General features: G+C 67.7%; 20 protein-coding genes. 6 read left to right on the top strand and 14 right to left on the bottom strand.

Annotated features, from left to right (window positions below):
- Positions 1–891 (top strand): potassium-transporting ATPase subunit C, encoded by an 891-nt coding sequence (locus ABZ942_RS02500; protein WP_357378273.1) that lies wholly within the window; start codon positions 1–3, stop codon positions 889–891.
- A gap of 109 nt (positions 892–1,000) precedes the next feature.
- On the opposite strand, the gene ABZ942_RS02495 is transcribed toward ABZ942_RS02500, so the two are convergent.
- The 7 genes from ABZ942_RS02495 to ABZ942_RS02465 all read right to left on the bottom strand — a co-directional run bounded on the left by ABZ942_RS02495 (position 1,001) and on the right by ABZ942_RS02465 (position 6,305).
- Positions 1,001–1,399: a VOC family protein gene (locus ABZ942_RS02495; RefSeq protein ID WP_357378271.1), complete on the bottom strand. Its 399-nt coding sequence runs from the start codon at positions 1,397–1,399 to the stop codon at positions 1,001–1,003.
- Positions 1,400–1,599: 200 nt separating this feature from the next.
- Positions 1,600–2,304 (bottom strand): flavodoxin family protein, encoded by a 705-nt coding sequence (locus ABZ942_RS02490; protein WP_357378269.1) that lies wholly within the window; start codon positions 2,302–2,304, stop codon positions 1,600–1,602.
- Positions 2,301–2,741 carry a hypothetical protein gene (locus tag ABZ942_RS02485; protein ID WP_357378267.1) on the bottom strand — a complete coding sequence of 147 codons (441 nt, stop codon included), beginning with the start codon at positions 2,739–2,741 and terminating at the stop codon, positions 2,301–2,303. Before ABZ942_RS02485 ends, ABZ942_RS02490 begins: the two co-directional genes overlap by 4 nt.
- The gene (locus ABZ942_RS02480) at positions 2,738–4,072 is read right to left on the bottom strand and encodes a molybdopterin-dependent oxidoreductase (RefSeq protein ID WP_357378265.1); all 1,335 of its coding nucleotides are present in this window, start codon (positions 4,070–4,072) and stop codon (positions 2,738–2,740) included. Before ABZ942_RS02480 ends, ABZ942_RS02485 begins: the two co-directional genes overlap by 4 nt.
- A 46-nt stretch (positions 4,073–4,118) precedes the next feature.
- Positions 4,119–4,721 carry a class I SAM-dependent methyltransferase gene (locus ABZ942_RS02475; RefSeq protein WP_357378263.1) on the bottom strand — a complete coding sequence of 201 codons (603 nt, stop codon included), beginning with the start codon at positions 4,719–4,721 and terminating at the stop codon, positions 4,119–4,121.
- A 235-nt stretch (positions 4,722–4,956) separates the two neighbouring features.
- Entirely contained in the window at positions 4,957–5,637 is a 681-nt protein-coding gene (locus ABZ942_RS02470; protein ID WP_357378262.1) for a DUF2064 domain-containing protein, read from the bottom strand.
- Positions 5,634–6,305, bottom strand: coding sequence for a glycosyltransferase family 2 protein (locus ABZ942_RS02465; protein ID WP_357378260.1), 672 nt, complete (start codon positions 6,303–6,305; stop codon positions 5,634–5,636). The genes ABZ942_RS02470 and ABZ942_RS02465 overlap by 4 nt, the downstream gene beginning before the upstream one ends.
- A gap of 165 nt (positions 6,306–6,470) precedes the next feature.
- Between ABZ942_RS02465 and ABZ942_RS02460 the strand changes: the two genes are divergently transcribed.
- The 3 genes from ABZ942_RS02460 to ABZ942_RS02450 are packed head-to-tail and all read left to right on the top strand — an operon-like array spanning position 6,471 to position 9,499.
- Positions 6,471–7,772: a hypothetical protein gene (locus ABZ942_RS02460; RefSeq protein WP_357379334.1), complete on the top strand. Its 1,302-nt coding sequence runs from the start codon at positions 6,471–6,473 to the stop codon at positions 7,770–7,772.
- Between the two features lie 4 nt (positions 7,773–7,776).
- The gene (locus ABZ942_RS02455) at positions 7,777–8,481 is read left to right on the top strand and encodes a response regulator transcription factor (RefSeq protein WP_357378258.1); all 705 of its coding nucleotides are present in this window, start codon (positions 7,777–7,779) and stop codon (positions 8,479–8,481) included.
- On the top strand, positions 8,474–9,499 hold the full coding sequence (locus ABZ942_RS02450; protein WP_357378256.1) for a HAMP domain-containing sensor histidine kinase: 1,026 nt from the start codon (positions 8,474–8,476) through the stop codon (positions 9,497–9,499). Before ABZ942_RS02455 ends, ABZ942_RS02450 begins: the two co-directional genes overlap by 8 nt.
- A 12-nt stretch (positions 9,500–9,511) precedes the next feature.
- On the opposite strand, the gene ABZ942_RS02445 is transcribed toward ABZ942_RS02450, so the two are convergent.
- Positions 9,512–10,570: an NAD-dependent epimerase/dehydratase family protein gene (locus ABZ942_RS02445; RefSeq protein WP_357378254.1), complete on the bottom strand. Its 1,059-nt coding sequence runs from the start codon at positions 10,568–10,570 to the stop codon at positions 9,512–9,514.
- Between the two features lie 257 nt (positions 10,571–10,827).
- Here ABZ942_RS02445 and ABZ942_RS02440 point away from each other — a divergent pair, with 257 nt between their 5' ends.
- Entirely contained in the window at positions 10,828–11,055 is a 228-nt protein-coding gene (locus ABZ942_RS02440; protein ID WP_357378252.1) for a hypothetical protein, read from the top strand.
- Between the two features lie 80 nt (positions 11,056–11,135).
- On the opposite strand, the gene ABZ942_RS02435 is transcribed toward ABZ942_RS02440, so the two are convergent.
- The 4 genes from ABZ942_RS02435 to ABZ942_RS02420 form a co-directional block, all read right to left on the bottom strand.
- A complete protein-coding gene (locus tag ABZ942_RS02435) occupies positions 11,136–11,321 on the bottom strand; it encodes a hypothetical protein (RefSeq protein WP_357378250.1) in 186 nt (61 codons plus the stop codon).
- A gap of 97 nt (positions 11,322–11,418) precedes the next feature.
- The gene (locus tag ABZ942_RS02430; RefSeq protein WP_357379333.1) at positions 11,419–13,518 is read right to left on the bottom strand and encodes a glycogen debranching N-terminal domain-containing protein; all 2,100 of its coding nucleotides are present in this window, start codon (positions 13,516–13,518) and stop codon (positions 11,419–11,421) included.
- A 35-nt stretch (positions 13,519–13,553) separates the two neighbouring features.
- Positions 13,554–14,660 carry a glycosyltransferase family 4 protein gene (locus ABZ942_RS02425; protein ID WP_357379332.1) on the bottom strand — a complete coding sequence of 369 codons (1,107 nt, stop codon included), beginning with the start codon at positions 14,658–14,660 and terminating at the stop codon, positions 13,554–13,556.
- Between the two features lie 428 nt (positions 14,661–15,088).
- On the bottom strand, positions 15,089–16,177 hold the full coding sequence (locus ABZ942_RS02420) for a winged helix DNA-binding domain-containing protein (protein ID WP_357378248.1): 1,089 nt from the start codon (positions 16,175–16,177) through the stop codon (positions 15,089–15,091).
- 80 nt (positions 16,178–16,257) lie between these two features.
- Between ABZ942_RS02420 and ABZ942_RS02415 the strand changes: the two genes are divergently transcribed.
- Entirely contained in the window at positions 16,258–16,554 is a 297-nt protein-coding gene (locus ABZ942_RS02415) for a hypothetical protein (RefSeq protein ID WP_357378246.1), read from the top strand.
- A gap of 38 nt (positions 16,555–16,592) precedes the next feature.
- Here the strand turns inward: ABZ942_RS02415 and ABZ942_RS02410 are convergent, their stop codons facing one another.
- Positions 16,593–17,024, bottom strand: coding sequence for a carboxymuconolactone decarboxylase family protein (locus ABZ942_RS02410; protein ID WP_357379331.1), 432 nt, complete (start codon positions 17,022–17,024; stop codon positions 16,593–16,595).
- Between the two features lie 80 nt (positions 17,025–17,104).
- Complete coding sequence (locus tag ABZ942_RS02405; protein ID WP_357378244.1) at positions 17,105–18,607, bottom strand: substrate-binding domain-containing protein; 1,503 nt, start codon at positions 18,605–18,607, stop codon at positions 17,105–17,107.
- Between the last annotated feature and the right edge of the window lie 13 nt (positions 18,608–18,620).

Here is an 18,620-nt window from a genome sequence, read left to right as displayed (position 1 = left end):
ATGCAGTTTTCAACTTGGATCCGGCAGCACTTCGCCGCGTTGCGTGCGCTGCTCGTGCTCACCGTGATCACCGGAATCGTCTATCCCCTAGCGGTTTTCGCGGTCGCCCAGATACCGGGCCTGCACGACAAGGCAGACGGGTCGCTGATCAAGGTCGACGACAAGGTTGTCGGCTCCAGTCTGATCGGGCAGTCCTTCACCGACAAGGACGGCAAGGCACTGGTGCAGTACTTCCAGAGCCGTCCGTCCGCCGCGGGCAGCAACGGCTACGACCCGACGGCGACCGCGGCCAGCAACCTCGGGCCCGAGAGCATCGTGGACACCCTCGATGCTGATCCGGCGAACGTGAAGCTGAGCCTGCTGTCCACCGTGTGCGCCCGCAGCAAGGAGGTCGGCGACCGTGAGGGGGTCGACGGCGGCCGTCCGTTCTGCACCAAAGACGGTGTCGGGGCGGTGCTCTCGGTGATCGGGCCGCGCGACGCCGACGGTGAGGTCTCGCATCCGACCCAGGTGGTGAGTGTCAACGAGGCGTGCCCGGCGACGCCGTTCCTGTCCACCTACAAGGGTGTTCAGGTGACGTGCGCCAAGCCCGGCGAGGACTACTCGGCGGGGCGGATCGTCCCGATCTTCGGTGATGCTCCCGTCGACACCCCGGTGCCCACCGATGCGGTCACCGCCAGCGGCAGTGGACTCGACCCGCACATCTCGCCCAGGTACGCGGACGTCCAGGTCGCACGAATCGCCAAGGCGCGCAACATCTCCGTGGACCAGGTGCACTCATTGGTGGACGCACACACCAGTGACCGCACCCTCGGCTTCCTCGGCGAACCGCGCGTCAACGTGGTCGAGCTGAACCTCGACCTCGACCAGCGGTACCCGTTCCGCGGCTGATCGAATAACCCGAAGAGGGCCGGTGACACATCGTCACCGGCCCTCTCGCTATTCCGCGGTCATCAGGTGGCGGGCTTACTCGCGTTTGCCGCCATGGTGTGCCGAGAATTCAGGCGTCGTTCTTCTTGGGGCCGAGCGGGAACAGCGGGGCATGCGGGACGAGGCAGAACGGGTGTCCGGCGGGGTCGAGCAGGACGCGCCAGGTGTCCGGGTCCGGCTGGACCTCGGCGAGGCGGGCACCCAACTCGATCGCCTTCGCCTGCGCGTCGTCCAGGTCGTCGACCTTGAGTTCGAAATGGATGTTGTTCGGGGTGTCACCGCCGGGCCAGGTCGGCGGGCGATAATCCGGCACATACAGCGCACACAGCGCCCCACGTTCGGTGTGCACTACAGCCAAATCATCGGCACGATAAACGATCTCCCCTCCGAGCAAAGCGGCCCAAAACGCCGCCAGCTCCTCTTTGTCGGCACAGTTCAAGGTGATCAAACTCAACTGAGCGATAGGCACGAAGACGATCGTACGGGTGCTGCGGAGGGGCACCGCAAGGCTTCGCCGTTGCCCAGTCCGTTCAACGGACCGGGCAACGGACAGCCGAGTGGCGGTTCAGTTCTCGTCGGCCGTGTGCTTCGCACGGATCGCGGCGCGTTCGGCGGCGGCACGGGCGGCACGACTATTCGCACTTCGCCGCCATGTCCCGTCCGGCGAGCTCAGCGGTATTCGGGGTTTTGGAAGTCGAAGCGGCAGCCGGCGTCCCATTCGGAGCGTTGGTTGCCGTGGGCGGGAATGCCGTTGGCGTCCTTGAGCATTCGGGCCAGGTGCAGGAGATTCCAGGTCATGAAGGTGGTGTTGCGGTTGGTGAAGTCGTTGGCGGGGCCGCCGGAGTCCGGGTCGAGGTAGGAGGGGCCGGGGCCGACCTCACCGATCCAGCCTGCGTCGGCTTGCGGTGGGATGGTGTAGCCGAGGTGTTGGAGGCTGTAGAGGATGTTCATGGCGCAGTGTTTGACGCCGTCCTCGTTGCCGGTGATGAGGCAGCCGCCGACCCGGCCGTAGTAGGCGTACTGGCCACGGTCGTTGAGGATCGAGGAGTTCGCGTAGAGGCGTTCGATCACCTGCTTGGTGACAGAGCTGTTGTCGCCCAACCAGATCGGGCCCGCTATCACCAGGATGTCGGCGTCCATGACCTGACGTTGCAGCGCGGGCCATTCGTCGGTGGGCCAGCCGTGTTCGGTCATGTCCGGCCAGACACCGAACGCGATGTCGTGGTCGACCGCGCGGATGTGGGAGACCTGCACGCCGTTCTTCGCCATGATGTGGGCGCTGATGTCGATGAGGCCCTGGGTGTTGCTCACCTCCGGCGAGCGCTTGAGGGTGCAGTTGATGAACACTGCCCGCAAGTCGTCGTAGCTGGTCATGGTGTGCTCCTTGGTGTTTCGGTGCTGCGGGATCGGTGATCGTCGGCGAGTCTTACCAGTGCTGCGGCGACTACCAGCGCCCAGATGAGGATGAGGGCCACAGCGAGCCCGAGTGGGTAGTTGCGGTCGAGGACGGTCGGGTTGTCCGGCATGGCGTGGCCGCGGTCGAGCACGGGTGCGGCGATCGCGACCAACGCCACCGTGCACACCGCCCCGCAGGCGGCCGGGCCCCACCAGGTGCCGGGCAGGAGGTGGCGGGCGGTGACACCGACGGCGGCGCAGAGCGGGGCGAATACCGCGTCGTGCAAAAGGATTCCGCCGGCGAACCACAGCGCGACCGACAGCAGATCGGCGCGCGGGAAGTCGAGCAACAGGGAGATCCCGTACCAGCCGAGCCACAGCCCGGCCAGTAGCAACAGGATTCGGATCGCGTTCATGCGCGTGCCTCGATCGTCGAAAGCCATTTCGTTTGCAGCACGCCGGGGCGACTCGGCGCGATGAGGCGACAGGGATAGCCGTGATCGACGTCGAGCGTCGCACCATTCAAGGAGAGTGCAACCAGCGTGTCCGCATCGACGACATGACGGTGCGGCAGAACCGAATTCGCATAGATGCCGCTGGTCTCCAACGACCGGAAGTGCACGTCGCCGCCCGGATAGGCGCCCACCGCCGCGAGCAGATCACGCAGTCGAACGCCCGACCAATCGGCGGACGCACTCCACCCCTCGACACAGGCGATCGGCAGCCGAGCATGCGCCTGCGGCATAGCCAGCAATTCCTCCCTGGTGAAGCTGCGCCGCCGATCACCAACCAGCACCGTCAGCCGATAGTCGGCCGCCCGCGCCAACTCGACCACCCCCGCCGCCGCCGCCGACCTGTTCACCGGAACCCCCTGCGGCCCTTCCCCACTGCGCGGCGCGAGCACCGCGGCCCACCGCAGCGCTGGAACAGTTTGACCAGCGACCGCCAACGCGGCCACCCCCGCAGAAACCCACGCCGCAGTCAGCACAGTCCGTCGCGAAACATGCCGCGGACCAACGGGATCGGAGTCTGTATTCACAGCCTCGACCCGGTCCAAGCCCGCTCCCACGGCCGAGGCCAGCGCCGCAGCTGAGTCCGGAGCCGGGTTCGGGGCCGAGACCACGTCCCGATCCGAGGCTGAGGCAGGCCCCTGGCTCAGGTGCGGGGTGCGGGTGGTGTTCGGGTTTGGAGTCGGGGGTGGGTTCGAGTCGAGTGGACGGCTCAGGGCTTCGCGGATTACGGGCAGCTTGACTGCTAGGTGTACTGCCAGTGCGCCGATGGCTACGAAGGCGACTGCGTAGTGGGCGGGGGGAAAGAAGAATTTCCAGGGGTAGTACTGGGCGATGTTCAGGAGGCCGGTGGATAGTTCGAACAGGATTGCGCCGACTAGCAGGGCGATCGAGCCGCGTTCCAGCATGCGGAGGGGTGAGCCGATCACGGGGCGTTGGAACAGCCTCGGGTATACCGCCCACAGCTTCACCAGCAGTGGCGGAATGGCGGCTACGCCGGAAATGACGTGTAGCCCTTGGGTTAGGCGGTACAGCCACACCGGGTGGGCGGGCCACCAGAACCAGGTGGGTGGGTGTTGGATCCAGTGGCTCAGCAGGCCGGTGATGAAGCAGATCAGGATCGCGGAGCCGAGGGCGATACCGACCCGGCTGGCCACCTCCGGGCCGCGTGCATCGGAGACCTGGAACCACCGCGCCGCGGATGCCCCTCTGCGCTGGAGGGATTCGCGCACGTTCATCGGACACCTACCGACGTAGCCGATCGACGGCACCCAGCGCGGCACATCACGCGATCACCGCCGTCGAAGCGTGGCGGCGCAGCCAGGCGATGTGCCTGCCGTCGATCTCCGCGGTGTTCAGCACTCGAAACCCCGCACTGTGCGCGAGTTGTTCCGCGTGATCGATGCCCACCGACGCCCACGGAAACCAGGAACCGACATGTGACCTGGACTCCAGCCGGATCTGCCGGGTCACCGAACCGCTGCCGGGACGGCCGAATTCGACGATCGCCAGTCCGTCCGGCGCGAGCAGTTCCGCGGTACGCGTGAGGATGCGCTGCGGGTCGCCACCGATCCCGATGTTGCCGTCGGCCAGCAGCGCGTAGGACCAGCGACCGGCTCCCGGCAACGGCCCGAACAGATCCCGGCGCAGCGCGGGCGCTCCGCGAAACCTGGTGATGGCGACCGCCGTCGGCGAGATGTCCACGCCGAGCGCGAGTACCCCACGCTGCAACAGGGCGGCGACCAATCGTCCTGGCCCACAACCGAGGTCCAACGTCGGCCCGTCGCAGCAGCCGGTGAGCGCACGATCAGCACCACGATCGCCACCGGCGAGCCCGAGCCAACGCCCGGTCGGTAATCGGTGTCGAGTGCCGTCCGCCGCACGCATCCAACACCTTTCACCCGCCAACGCACGATCGAAGATGTCGAAGTCCGCGCCGATCATCGCGCCACCAACCCGCACTCGCCCACAGCACGAACCCGACCCACGAAACCTGTTGTGCCCGTGGTGCTCGCCACAGCACCAACCCGTAATCGCGATACTTGCCCTGTCCTATCAGCGCGACAACTGCCGACCGCCGAGGGGTGAACCCGATCCACGAAACCAGTTTTGCCCGTGGCGCTCATCGCAGCACCAACCCGCAGTCGCGTAGTTCGAGGAAGGTCTTGGCGAAGCGACCGTCGGATTCCGACGCCACTCGGGTGGCGTCCGCGAAGGTGTCGACATCGCTGAACTGCGGCAACAGATCTACCCGATAGCCGCAGTCCTGCAAGGCTTTCCGGGTGAGCTCGCCGGTCTGATCGGTGGACATCGGAACGTCCGCCAGTACCCGGGCGGGCTGGGCGGACGGCAGACCGAGTGCCCACCAGCCGCCGTCGTCGGCCGGGCCGAGCAGCGCGGTGTCACCCGACGCGAGTTCGTTTGCCGCCGCCGTCAGTACCTCTGGACCGATCTGCGGCGTGTCCATGCCGATCTGCAGGACCGGGGCGCCGAGGCGGGCGGCGTCGGCGTGGGCGTTGGCGAGGCGAGCGCCGAAACCGTCGCCACGCTGTGGGATGACCACGAATTCACTGAGGGCGGTGGCCAATTCGTGGCTGCGTTCGGCGGCGGCCAGGTCGCCGGTGAACGCGACGACTCGATGGGCGACGTCGCTGCGCAGCACCGCATCGAGGGTGTCGAGCAATGCTGCGGCGGCAACCCTGGCGGCCTCCTGCGGTGTGAGCGGTGGCGTCAATCGCGTCTTGGCGAAGCCGGCGATCGGCGCCTTCGCGATCACCAACAGTGTGGTGGCACAGGGGCTCATCGCAGCACCGCCAGGAAATCCTTGGTGGCGCGCGCCGTGCCGAGCCAGGAGCCGGAGACCTTCGACACTCCCCCGGCTCGGGGTCGATAGGCGATGTCCCGCTCGACCACCTGCCAGCCCGCGCCCGCCGCGCCGACGAGCAGTTCGAGGGGATACCCGGAGCGCAGGTGCAGCGGCCCGAGCGACAGCATCCTGGCCCGCCGCGCCACCCGCATCGCACCGATGTCGTGCACGGGCAGACCGTATTTGCGCCGCAGCCTGCGGGCGATGAGCAGATTGCCGAGCCGCGCATGCCATGGCCAGACACCGGCGCGGGTCGGTCGCCGCCGGCCGACCGCGAGATCGGCTCCGCCACAGATCAATTCGACCAAGCCGGGCAGTTCGGCCGGATCCATCGATCCGTCGCCGTCGAGCACCGCGACCATCTCGGTGCGCGCCGCCGCGATGCCCGCTTGGACCGCAGCGCCGTAGCCGGGTCTGCCCTCGTGCACCACCGTGGCGCCACGTGCGCGGGCGACGGCCGCCGTCTCGTCGGTCGAGCCGTTGTCCACGACCAGGGCGTGATATCCGGTGGGAATGGCTGCTAGGACATCCGGCAACGCATCAGCTTCGTCTCGGCACGGAATCACCACAGTCACTCCGGCCGGATCAACCTGGGTTCGAGTCACGGCACCGACGCTAGGCCGTCGGACCCACCGCACGGCCGAAAAACCTGTGACGAAACAGTGACATCGTCAAAATATGCGTCCGGAACAGCGATAACGGCCGATGGCCGACCTATCGTGATAACCGTGCATGACGTCTCCGAGGTCGCAGCCCAGCCGCGTGTCCAGATCCGCGGCGACCTGATCAGTGCGGGCATCGCCGCCGCGCTGGTAGCGACAGCGTTCATCATCCCGAGAATCGCCGACCCGCAATGGGTTAGCAAACTCTATGCCGCCAGTGCGCCGATATTCGGTTCCTGGGTACCGCACATCGGTTGGGGCACCGGCCCCGCGATCGTCATCGCGGCACTCGTTGCCCTGCGAGGTCCGGCGCTGGCCCAGCGGTTGCCGTGGCGGCGGCTGCTGGCGATGTCATGGGTCACCGCGATCGCCTGGACGTTCGCGCTGGCCATGGTCGATGGCTGGCAGCGCGGCTTCACCGACCGGTTCAACGACCCCAACGAATACCTGCACGAGGTCGGCGGCGTCACCGATATCGGCGCGATGCTGCGCGGTTTCTCCGACCGCATCCTCGATTTCCAACCGGACTCGTGGACCACCCACGTGTCCGGACATCCGCCGGGCGCGCTGCTGTTCTTCGTGCTGCTGGATCGCCTCGGCCTCGGCGGCAGCACCTGGGCGGCCTTGGCCTGCATGCTGATCGGAACCAGCGCGGTGGTCGCGGTCGCGGTCGCGCTGCGCGCGCTCGGCGCCGAGGATCGCGCACGGGCCGCGCTACCGTTTCTGACGCTGGCGCCCGCCGCGGTCTGGATCGCCGTCTCCGCCGACGCGATGTTCGCCGGTGTGACCGCGTGGGCGGTCGCGTTGCTCGCGCTCGCCGCTCGGCCCGCGGGCAGTCACGCCGCGGCGGTCGCGGCGGGGATACTGTTCGCCTTCGGCATCTATCTCAGTTACGGGTTGACGTTGATGGTGATACCCGCGGTCGCCGTCTTGATCGCGGGCCGGACCATCCGGCCGCTGCTGCCCGCGGTGGCCGGTGCGCTGGTGGTCGTCGCCGCCTTCACGCTGTCCGGATTCTGGTGGATCGACGGCTATCACCTGGTGGTCGAGCGCTACTACCAGGGCGTCGCCCAGAATCGGTCGTACGCGTATTGGTGGTGGGGCAATCTGGCCGCGACGGTCTGTGCGGTCGGCCTCGCCACGGCGGCGGCGCTGCATCGTGCGTTGTCCCCGCGCGTGCTGCGCGCCCTCGATCCGACCGCGCTACTGGTGGCCGCCGCCCTGTGCGCGATCCTGGCTGCGGACATCAGCGGGCTGAGTAAGGCGGAAACCGAACGCATCTGGTTACCGTTCGATATGTGGCTGCTCGCCGCAACCGCGTTCCTGCCCCGGTCCACCGCCCGCGGCTGGCTCGCGGTGCAGGGCATCGGCACGCTCGTGCTGGTCCACTCGATCCTGACGAATTGGTGAAACGATGTCCATCCTGATCGCCGACGACGATCCCGTGGTCCGGGACGTGGTCCGGCGCTACCTCGAACGCGACGGCCTGATTGTCCGCGAAACCGCCGACGGCCCGGCCACTTTGGCGGCGCTGGCGGATACCGACGACCAGATCGACCTGGCGGTGCTCGATGTGATGATGCCCGCACCGGACGGCATCGAGATCTGCCGCGCGATCCGTTCGGGGCCGCGCCCGCAGACGCCGGTCATCCTGCTCACCGCGCTCGGCGACGAGGACGACCGGGTGCTCGGGCTGGAGGCGGGCGCCGACGATTACGTCACCAAGCCGTTCAGTCCGCGCGAGCTCGCGCTGCGGGTCGCCTCGGTGCTGCGGCGCGCACAGGTCGTGCGCGAGGACGCCCATCCGACGCTGCGGGACGGCGCGGTCGAGGTGCGGCCCGCCTTCCGGCTCGCGCTGGTGGACGGCGTGCCGGTGGACCTCACGCCACGCGAGTTCGATCTGCTGGTTTTCCTGCTCCAACATCCGCAACAGGTCTTCAGCCGCGAACAGTTGCTCGCCCAGGTGTGGGGCTGGGACTTCGGCGACCTGTCCACGGTTACCGTGCACATCAAGCGATTACGCGCGAAACTCGGCGACCGCCATCGCATCGAAACAGTCTGGGGCCGCGGCTACGCGTGGGCGCGCACCGACGCGGGAAACGGAGCCACCGATGCCTGAGGACACCGCACAGCTCATCGCCTACACGCTGGCCTGCTCGGTTCCCGTGGTGCTGATCGGCGCGGTGATCCTGCGCGCCACCAGCAATCGCTCGATCACCACGAGCATGGCGATCCTGGTGTTGATTCCGACACTGTCGACGCTGGCGGGCGTCATCGGGGTGAGCGGATTGATGTTCACCCACGAATTGCAGCGCACCGCAGTGGTTCTCGCCGTCGTCGCGGTGGTCACCGTCCCGGCGGCGATGCTGCTAGGGCGGGAGCAGGCGCGAAAGATGGTCTGGGAAAAGCAGATCCGGGATCAAGAACGGGCCGCCGAGCGTTCCCGCCGCGAGCTCGTCGCCTGGGTGAGCCATGACCTGCGCACCCCACTGGCCGGCATTCGCGCGATGGCGGAAGCACTTTCGGATGGCGTGGTCACCGGGCAGGCGGACGTCGCCCGCTACGCGGAGCAGATCGGCTGCGAGACCAATCGGCTGGCCAGGATGGTCGACGACCTGTTCGAGATGTCGAAGATCAACGCCGGTGCGCTTCGGCTCGACCTGGAGCCGGTGGATCTGCGCGAACTGATCGACGAGGTGCTCGCCGCCAACCGCCCGACCGCCGACCGCGCGCAGGTCGCGTTGCGCGCCGAGCAACCGGACAGCCGAATCGTGGTGGCGGCCAGCGATCAGGCACTCGGGCGAGTGCTGACCAACCTGGTCTCCAACGCCATCGCGCACACGCCGCCCGGCGGCGAGGTCGCCATCTCCGCGGGCGCGTCCGACGGGCAGGCGTGGGCGCGCGTCGACGACACCGGGCCGGGGATCGCCGAGGCGGATCTGCCGCGCATCTTCGAGGTCGCCTATCGGGGCACCGCCGCACGGTCACCGGTCGCGGCCGACGGCGTACCCACCGGCAGCGGAATGGGTTTGGCGATCGCCGCCGGGTTGGTCGAGGCGCACCACGGTGACATCACCGTGGCGAACCTCGACCAGGGATGCCGCTTCGAGGTTCGACTGCCGTTGTCGGACAACTGATCCCGCACGACCTCAGAAAGTCGGGGCGAAGGTCCCGACACTGTCGCGCAGTGGCGCGAAGGCGAACTGGGTGAGACCGGCGATCGGATCCACCTGCGCGACGAAACCCACAGCGCGCCTGGCCTGATCCGGGTCGGCGACGATATGGCGCACATCGCCCGGCCGGTAGCGGCCGGTCACGATCGGATCGGGCCCGCCACGCGCGGCGGCCAGCGCGGTCGCGACCTCGCCGATGGTGATCGGCCGACCCGAGGAGATGTTGAGCGGAACAAAGCCGGGCAGCGGTTGTTCGATGGCGGCGAGATTCGCGGCGGCGATATCGGTGACGTGCACGAAATCCCTGGCCTGCCTGCCATCCTCGAACACCCGCGGCGGCTGCCCCGCCTCCAGCGCCGATCGGAAGATCGCGGCGACGCCGGAATACGGTGTGTCCCTGGGCATATCGTCGCCATAAACATTGTGGTACCGCAATGCCGTGACGCTGGAATCAGTTACGGAAGCCCACGCCGCCGCATAGTTCTCCTGCGCGAGCTTGCTCGCCGCGTACAGACTGCGCGGCCGCAACGGCGCATCCTCGTGCACCGAATCCCAGCTGAGTATCTCGCCGGTCTCCGGGCTGCGGTGCTCGAACATCCCGGCGTCCAGATCGGCGGTGCGACGAACACCCACTTCGACCGGCCCGCCCCGTTCCCCGCGATAACGCCCCTCGCCGTACACGACCATCGAGGACGCGAGTACCAGCCGACGGCACCCGGCCCGATCCATCGCCGCCAGCAAGACCGCGGTCCCGAAGTCGTTGTGGCTGGCGTAAGCGGGTGCGTCCTGCGCGCTCACCCCGTTGCCGACCACCGCTGCCTGATGACAGACGACATCGATGCCGCGCAGCACCGTATCGAGCGCCGCACCGTCGCGGAGATCCACGCGCTCAACGCCTTCAGGGGTCGGAGCCGACGGACCATGCGCCGCGGACACCATCAGATCGAGCGAAACAACCTCGTGCCCCGCATCGACCAACTCGCGCCGAATATGCGACCCGATGAACCCGGCAGCCCCGGTCAGCAGCACCCGCATCCCGCTCACCCTTTCCGTTTCGACGGCTGCCCGACCCGGGCAATGATCACGACCACTTGCGTGCGTGCTGACGTCATACACCGATCGTGCCTGGTCCACGCCCTACCTGGGCCGGACCACGCCGCAGCGTCAGACTTTCGTCATTCCTTACGGCCACTTCCATCCGGAACGGGCACGGCAACGAATGCTTACCGAAACGGCCAGGTCGCACCCGACCGACCGCCGACGCCGTGTCACTGACGGAGGAAAGGAAATTCATGAAGCGGACAATGGCGAACAGCCTTGTCGTCGCCGCGATCGGTCTCGGCTCGTTACTCGGTGCCGCGCAGGCAACCGCAGAATCCGGCCTGCCCTTGGAGCCTGCCACGAGCACATCTCCCAGCACCCAGCCCATCGATGACACGGCAACCGGCTCATCGAGTGTGTCGGCCAAGACCCTGTCGAGCTTGTCCGGCGGCCTCGCCGAGCCCAAGCCGACTCAGTAGCGCACCAGCTCCACCGTGCCCCGGCTCCCGCGTACGGAGCCGGGGCACGGTCGGCGGTGGACGCGCGTAAATCGTTGCCGTCAGCCCACCGCGACGTGGTCGAAGTAGTAGGCCGAGGCCGCTAGGTACTGGCAGCATTCGGGGCCGTGGCCTGCGTGGGTGCTGCGGACGAACTGGGCTAGGTCCAGGTCCAGATCCATGGGTTCGATGGTGCAGTCGCGGTGCTGTGTGCTCCACAGGTCCCGCATATCCAGCGATGTCTGCATGATGTGCCTCCAGCCTGCGTCGTCTATCAGCCTGAAAAGCATGACCTGAATGCTTACCTCGGAGGAGTACCCGATGTCGGGCTGTTTTATCCCAAGATCATCGCGTGATCAACTGCCAATCGTCGGGTAGGCGGGCGGCGGTGACCTGGGCGCCTTCCACCTCCAGGTCGACGGTGATCGGTCCGAGTCGCAACGCGGACAAGGTGATTCGGCCCCATTCCGGCGGCACCAGCGGGCGCACGGTGATGGTGCGGTTGGGCACGTCGGGGTCGAGACCGAGGAACGCCCGCACCAGCAGCAGCGGGGCCGCGCTCGCCCACGCCTGGGGTGAGCAGGAGGTCGGGTACGGCACCGGGGTCGGGAACCGCGAGCGCGGGAAACCGCAGTACAGCTCGGGTAGTCTGCCGTCGAAAGCCGTTGCGGCGTCGAGCAATCCGGTGGCCAGCCGGGTCGCCAGCTCGACAGCGCCCGGCACGTGCCGGTAGCGCAGCAGGCCGGCCACCGCGATGGCGGTGTCGTGCGGCCACACCGAGCCACAGTGGTAACTCATCGGATTGTAGGCGCCCATTGTCGAAGCGAGCGTGCGCAATCCGAATCCGCTGTCCATCTCCGGTCCCGAGAGTCGTTGCACCAGTTCGGCGGCGTGCGCGTCGCTGGCGATGCCGGACCAAAGGCAGTGTGCCGCATTGCTTGTCAGCGCGTCGACGCGACGCTTGCCCTGGTCGAGCGCGATGGCGTACCAGCCACGCTCGGGAAGCCAGAACGCTTCGCCGAACTTGCCGCGCAATTGAGCCGCCTCATCGCGCAACTCCCCCGCCCGGTGCGGGTCATCGAACGCCTCGGCGAGCTCAGCGCGGGCCAGCAGCGCGGCATGCACGTAACCCTGCACCTCACACAGCGCGATCGGCGCCTCGGTGACGTGGCCGTCCAGGTCGTTGACGCCGTCCCAGCTGTCCTTCCAGCCCTGGTTGATCAGGCCGCGGTCGGTGGCCCGGCAGTATTCGACGAACCCGTCGCCGTCGCGGTCGCCGTAATCGCCGATCCAGTCCAGCGCCGCGTCGGCGGCGGGCAGCAGCGCTCTTATCGATGCCGAATCCGCGCCCCAGCGATGACATTCCGCGAGGAGCATCACGAAAAGCGGTGTGGCGTCTACGGTTCCGTAATAGATGTTGCCGCCCAGCACCAGCCCGCCCGACGGGCCGCGGCGCATCTCGTGCATGATCCGCCCCGGCTCCTCCTCGGTGAGCGGATTCACCGTCTGCCCTTGCAGTTCGGCCAGCTGTTGCAGTGTGCCGAGGGCGAGGTCGACCTCGAGCGGCAGCGCCATCCAGGCGGTCAGCAGGCTGTCGCGACCGAACAGGGTCATGAACCAGGGCGCGCCCGCCGCGACGAACGGCCGGTTCTGGCCGGTGTCGTCGTGAATCTGCAAGGCGCCCAGGTCACTTTCGCTGCGCCGCAACACCTGACTGAGTTCCGGATGTGACGCGGAGACGTCGGTGGCGGTGTGCCGCCAAGCAGCGATCTTGCGGCCGGGCGCGCTGACTCCGTAGTGCTCACCCGGTGCCAGCGGCGCCTGGAACCGCTGGTTGCCGAGGGTGGGCTGGGCGATGATCTCGGTCTGCCAGACCTCGCCGACCGGCACCACCACGCGCCACACCAAAGTGCCAGGCAATACCGTGGGTTCAACGGTCGCCGACACCGAGAGCCCACGCATCCGATCGGTGCGATCGTGGAACAGCAGCTCGCCCTCGGCCACCGTCACCTCGGACCGGCCGTGTCCGGCCCGCCCCTCCTTGACCGCGAACAGGTCGACGAAATCGGCGTCCACATGCAGTTCGAGGGTGACCGCCGTCGGCTCGCGGCCCATGTTCTCCAGCGTGAGCACCTCGTGCATGCCGTCGGCCACGATCCGCTCGCGCACCACCAGCAGCGTACTGTCGGCCAGCCCGGCCGTCGGCGGTCTTCGCAGCACGAACCTGGCCGCGAACGCCTCCGGGCTGAGCACCGAAAGCGGTTCGGGCAGTTGGCCGTCCACCAGCAGCTCCCACCGGGACACCACCCGCGCGTCCCGGAAGAAGAGTCCGTGCGGGCGGCCCGGCTCGACATCGCCGAGCCGGTTCGACAGGCAGAAGGTGCCACCCTCCACCAGCGTCACCGAGCCCGCCCCACCGAAACCCGTCGGCTCACCGGAGTTCAGCGGGGCGGGGCTGAGCGCGGCGGTGGGATCCGCCGTCACGCGAGTCCGCTCGCCGCGGCCTGCATCGGCACGGCCTGATCCTGGTACCAACGGAATCCGGTCCGCTTGCGCGCCGCCCGCATCAGCTTGCGGTAGACCTGCTCGTAGCCGCGCCCCAGTGTGTCGGCACCGAAGTTCGCCTCGACGTGCGCGCGGCAGGCCGCCGGATCCATGGTCTGCACCTCGGCGATGGCGGCGGTGAGTTCGGCTGGATCGTCACACACGCGCCCGGTCACCCCGTCGACGATCACCTCGGCCACCGCGCCGCCGCGCAACGCGACGACCGGCGTGCCGCACACCATGGACTCGATCATCACCATGCCGAAGGGTTCCTCCCAGCGGATCGGGAAGAGCAGACACTTGGCTCCCGACAACAGCTTTCGCTTGTCGGTGGCGTCGGCGAGGCCGAAGACGTGATCCTGGTCGGTCAACAACGGGCGTACCTGCTCTTCGAAGTATTTGATCTCGGGCGGCTCGCTGCACTTACCGGCCAGCACGAGTGGGATGCCCGCGGCGTGCGCGGCCTCCAGCGCCAGATGCGGCGCCTTGCACTCGTTGAAGCGACCGAGGAACAGCGCGTAGTCGTCCTTGTCGGCGCGGAACGGCCACTCCTCGGGATGCAGAGCATTATGCACGCGCCCAGCCCAATTCAAATCCGGGGCCAGCTCCTGCTGCCGGTCGCTGATCGCCACGAGCGAGACCTCATCGCCCATTTCCCGGTAGTACTCATAGCATTCGCCCTCGACCGGTCCGTGCACCGTCACCACGGTCGGCAAGCCAAGTCCCCTATACGCCGGCGCGTTCAGCGGGCCGGCGAAGGTGTGCTCGTGCACGAGGTCGATGCTGCCCGCGGCGGCGAGCTTCTCGATCGCCCGGCGCGCCCGCAGCGCGTGCAACACCTCGGGGAACGGCTCGCCGAGACGCTCGGGGCAGATGTTGTCCCACAGCGGAACGAACTTCGTCGCCGTGGTGCCCGGCTCGCCCGCGCCGAGCAGGGTGACGTCGTGGCCTCTGGCCACCAGCGAGTCGACCAGATCGGCGACGACGGCCTCGACACCTCCGTACGCCTTGGGCGGCACATCGAAGTACGGCGGAACAACCATCGCGATGCGGAATCGGGAACCGCTGTGATCGATCGACAGCAGGTCCGAGGTCGAAACCTGACCCGAAACCGACATGGGCAACTCGCTCATGACCCTCCTTCCAAAGGGCACAACCGTGCAAGGGGACACAACCATTTGCTTGGGCACAACCGTGAGCAATTCGCGCACACACCCAGCACTCGGAAAGCGCAGGGCGCCGAGCCGGTGGCCGCCACGGCGGAGGTGGAGCTGTGCTGCACCGCCGGTCCGTAAGGCTTGGTCGGCCTGGTCGCTAGCCGCGCGATCAGGGGGGGCCGCCAGTGATGTACCTCACCGGAGCTTTCTCAAACCATGCAGTCGGATACGTTGCTGACCAATTGCCGAGATCGCCAGGTAGGAGCGGCCTTTGCGAGTTTCAATCGAATATGTCTACGGGACTGGATATCGGCTCAGCCTTCGATAACGATCTTTCCGTCCTGACCGGGAACGACGAAGGTCAGCATCCGCTCGGCCTCGGCGCGCAGCTCTTCCGCGTCGGCCGGAGACAACGGATGCCACGGGGTAACCCGAATAGTGGTGTCGTCCAAGGACCACCGGCCGTGCACGAAGCCGTCGACCAGGTACATCGGGACGCCACCCGACGCCTCCGCGGCGATTCGCTGACGGTCCTCGTCGCTGATGATCCGGCGCCGGTCTTTGTGGCCGAGCAGCGCGTTGTCGAAGGCGGGCAGGAAGCGCACCGGCACCGGCAGATTCGGGTCCGCCAGCGGGGCCTCCGGCAGGTCGAACAGCACCCGATGCTGGTCGTCGGTGAAAACGCGTAGGCGGGTGCGCATCTCGTCGACCACCTCGGCGAGCCGGGTGACGCCCGCCCACGCCTGCATGTCGGCGACGGTGGCCGGGCCGAACGCGGCCAGGTAGCGCAGGATCAGCGTCTCCGCGTGCGGCACCGTTTCCATCGGCTCGCCGATCCATTCGTCGGCGAGCGCGACGGTCACCGAGCGGTTGCGCCATTTGCCCCAGGCCCCGGTCACCGGGCTGTGCACCATGGGGACCAGCTGTTCCGCCGACTCGGCGAGCCTGCGGGTGTGCCGGCCCGGAAAGCGCTCGCCGAGTAGCGTTCCGAGATCGGCGCGGGACATGATGCGCCCGGACAGCACGTCCCGGCCCGCGGCGGCGAGCTCGTCCAGATCGATGCCCTCGATCTCGTCGCGGTAGTACGGCGCCCGCAGTGCCGCGTGCACGGCCGGGCGCACCGTCGGGCGCAGCCAACGGAAGTCGTGCGCGTCGGCGAGGTGCACGGTGCGGCGAATCATGGCCGAGCGCACCAGCTTTCGCTCCCGCAGCAGTGCCGCCAGGTCGTCGTGCGCGAAATCGGTCAGCCGAGTCCACAGCCCGACATAGGGCCAGTTGGGTTCCTGTCCCTGCACCGCGACCAAATGCCGCACCAGTTCCAACGGTGTCATCGCGACCCGCTGCGCCAGCATCTGACGCACCAGCAGGGTTCGGTTCAGCTCACGCAGCGATAGTTCCGTCATGCCTGCCATCTTCGCCGATACCACCGACAGAACGGGGCCCTTCGCCGGTGAACCCGCATACGTATACGTACAATGGCCCTATGTTCGATCCCATCACCCTGGCCGCCGGAGCCGCAATCCTCGGCGTCGGCTGGGCAGTCGGACGCTACGGCCACCGCGGGCGCGTCGGCGGCAAGGCGATCCAGCGCGTCGCGAAATGCGGATGCGGGCACGACCTGGCCATCCACGACGCGCAGGCCGGCGAATGCCACGCCGAGGAACGCCGCTCCATCGCCCCCGCCACCTGGGAGTGGGTGCGCTGCCCCTGCCGCCGCTACACCGGCCCCCTACCGGTCGAGGACTACTTCACCCGCCCAATCCTGCCGCCCACGGACTAACCCCACCCGCCACCGACTTCGGTCGGTGGATGTCGGGGTTAGTCGGCGTCGGGCTGCATGCGTAGGGGGACGCCGATTCGGTTCCACAGGTTGATCATTGCGGTGACTGCTACCAAACCGGCGGCGGCGCCCTCGTCGAAATGCTGCTCGACGGCGGCCCACACCTCGTCGCTCACACCGTGGTCGCCGAGCTTCGTCACCGCCTCGGCGTAGGCGAGGGCCGCCCGTTCGGCGTCGGTGTAGAGCCGCGACTCACGCCAGGCGTCGAGTTGGAAGATACGTTTTTCGGTTTCCCCGGCCAGCCTGGCGTCGGTGGTGTGCATGTCGATGCAGTACACGCAGCCATTGATCTGCGAGGCGCGGATCTTCACCAGTTCCCGAACCACCGGGTCCAGTGGGCCGCGGCGGATGGCGCCCTCGGCGGCGAACCACGCCTGGTACAGCTCCGGTGCGACCTTCGCCAGCTTCATCCGTGACACGTTGTCGTCCTTTCCTCGGTCATTCGGCTACACCAGATGGACGAGACAGGCCAGGAAAGTGTGACGCGCGATCACGAATCCGGCAGGCACCGGCCCGGGTCGGGTAGCTCGGCGCAGGGCGCGTTGCCGTGCGCGCGCAGCACATCCTTGCCGGTCTGATCGACCAGGAAGTGCAGGAAGGCCGCAGCCAGCGAGTCACCGGGCAGCTCGCCGTAGCTGTACCCGTATTCCACGCCCCAGAACGGGTAGGTGCGATTGATCGCCGCGTCGCGGTTCGCGGTGACGCCGTTGATCGCGACGGTCGGCAGGCCGGCGTCGACCGCCTCGAAGAACTCGGAATAGCCGATGGCGCCGGGGATTTCGCCGACCGCCTTCTGCATGTCCGTGGTGACCTGGACATCGCAGTGCGCCCCGGCGGGGATCGCCGTGCCCTTGATCGCGGTACAGCTCACGTGCGGGCGATCGGGCTGGCCCGCGCCGAGTAGCCTGCGCTCGAACGTATTTCGAGTTCCGGAGCCGGGGATCCGATTCACCAGCACGACCGGCAGATCAGGGCCGCCGACATCGCGCCAGTTGCCGACCCGGCCCTGGTACAGGTCCCGGATCTGGGTTTCGGTGAGGCTCTGCACGCCGACGCCCTTGTTGACGATCACGGAGAACAGCGACAAGGCCAGCGGACGGTACACCAGCGTGGGATAGCCGCCGCCCTTCGGACCGTCGCTGATCGCCAGCAGTGCCGGATTGTCCTTGCCCTCCTCGGCCAGCCGATCGAGCCCACGCTCGGTGCCCTCGAAATTGAACGCGAATTGCGCTCCGGTGCAACGCTTCCCATAGAGATCGGCGGCTTCCCGCACGACCGGCGCGAAGGCCGACGACCCGACAACGGTGAGCTGGCCCGAGGCACATTCGAGCGGGGTCGGCGCAGGCTCGACCGCGGCGACGATGAGCTGAACGGCGATCACCAGCACCAGAAAGATGGTCAGCCCCAACATCATTCGAGGAATGCCGGTCTGGCTTCTGGTTTCCTGGACGCGCCCGCCCTTGATACCGCCGGTCAACACCGGCACGGGATACTCCCCCGAGCCCTCCGAGCGCTGCAGAATGGCCAGGATCTTGTAGTGCTCACTACGATTCAACGGCACCTTGGGCAGATCGATGACGCCGATATGCCCGGCCATGTCCTCGCGCACCGCGATGCCGGAATCACCGTCCAGGCTGTCCGCCAGGCCGGGATCGCTGAGTTCGGTCACCGCCATGCCGATCACCAGGCGCTGCGGGAACCGCAGGTGCAGGCCGATCCGCGCCGGATCGGGCGCCTTGTAATCGTGCGTGTCGATGGGGGTCGCGCCGCTGTTCTCGATGCGCACCAAGACAATCGAGAGATCCTTCAGGTCCGGGCTCGCCCCGTCCAGCGCGGGCCGCAGCTGCGGCAGCACGCCGGGGAACACCGACTCGACCTCACCGGTCACGGGGGTGTCCATCTGCACGCGGTAGCCGAGGCGCTTGCGCCCGACGATCACGAACTCGTACAGGAACGCACCGATCGGCACAGCGATACCGATGAGCGCCAACACGATTTCAATCGGA

Origin of the sequence: Nocardia sp. NPDC046473, from assembly GCF_040645995.1 — a bacterium.
Lineage (GTDB): Bacteria > Actinomycetota > Actinomycetes > Mycobacteriales > Mycobacteriaceae > Nocardia.
The sequence above is the reverse complement of the archived record's forward strand: the minus strand, read 5'-3'. Positions and strand labels throughout refer to the sequence as shown.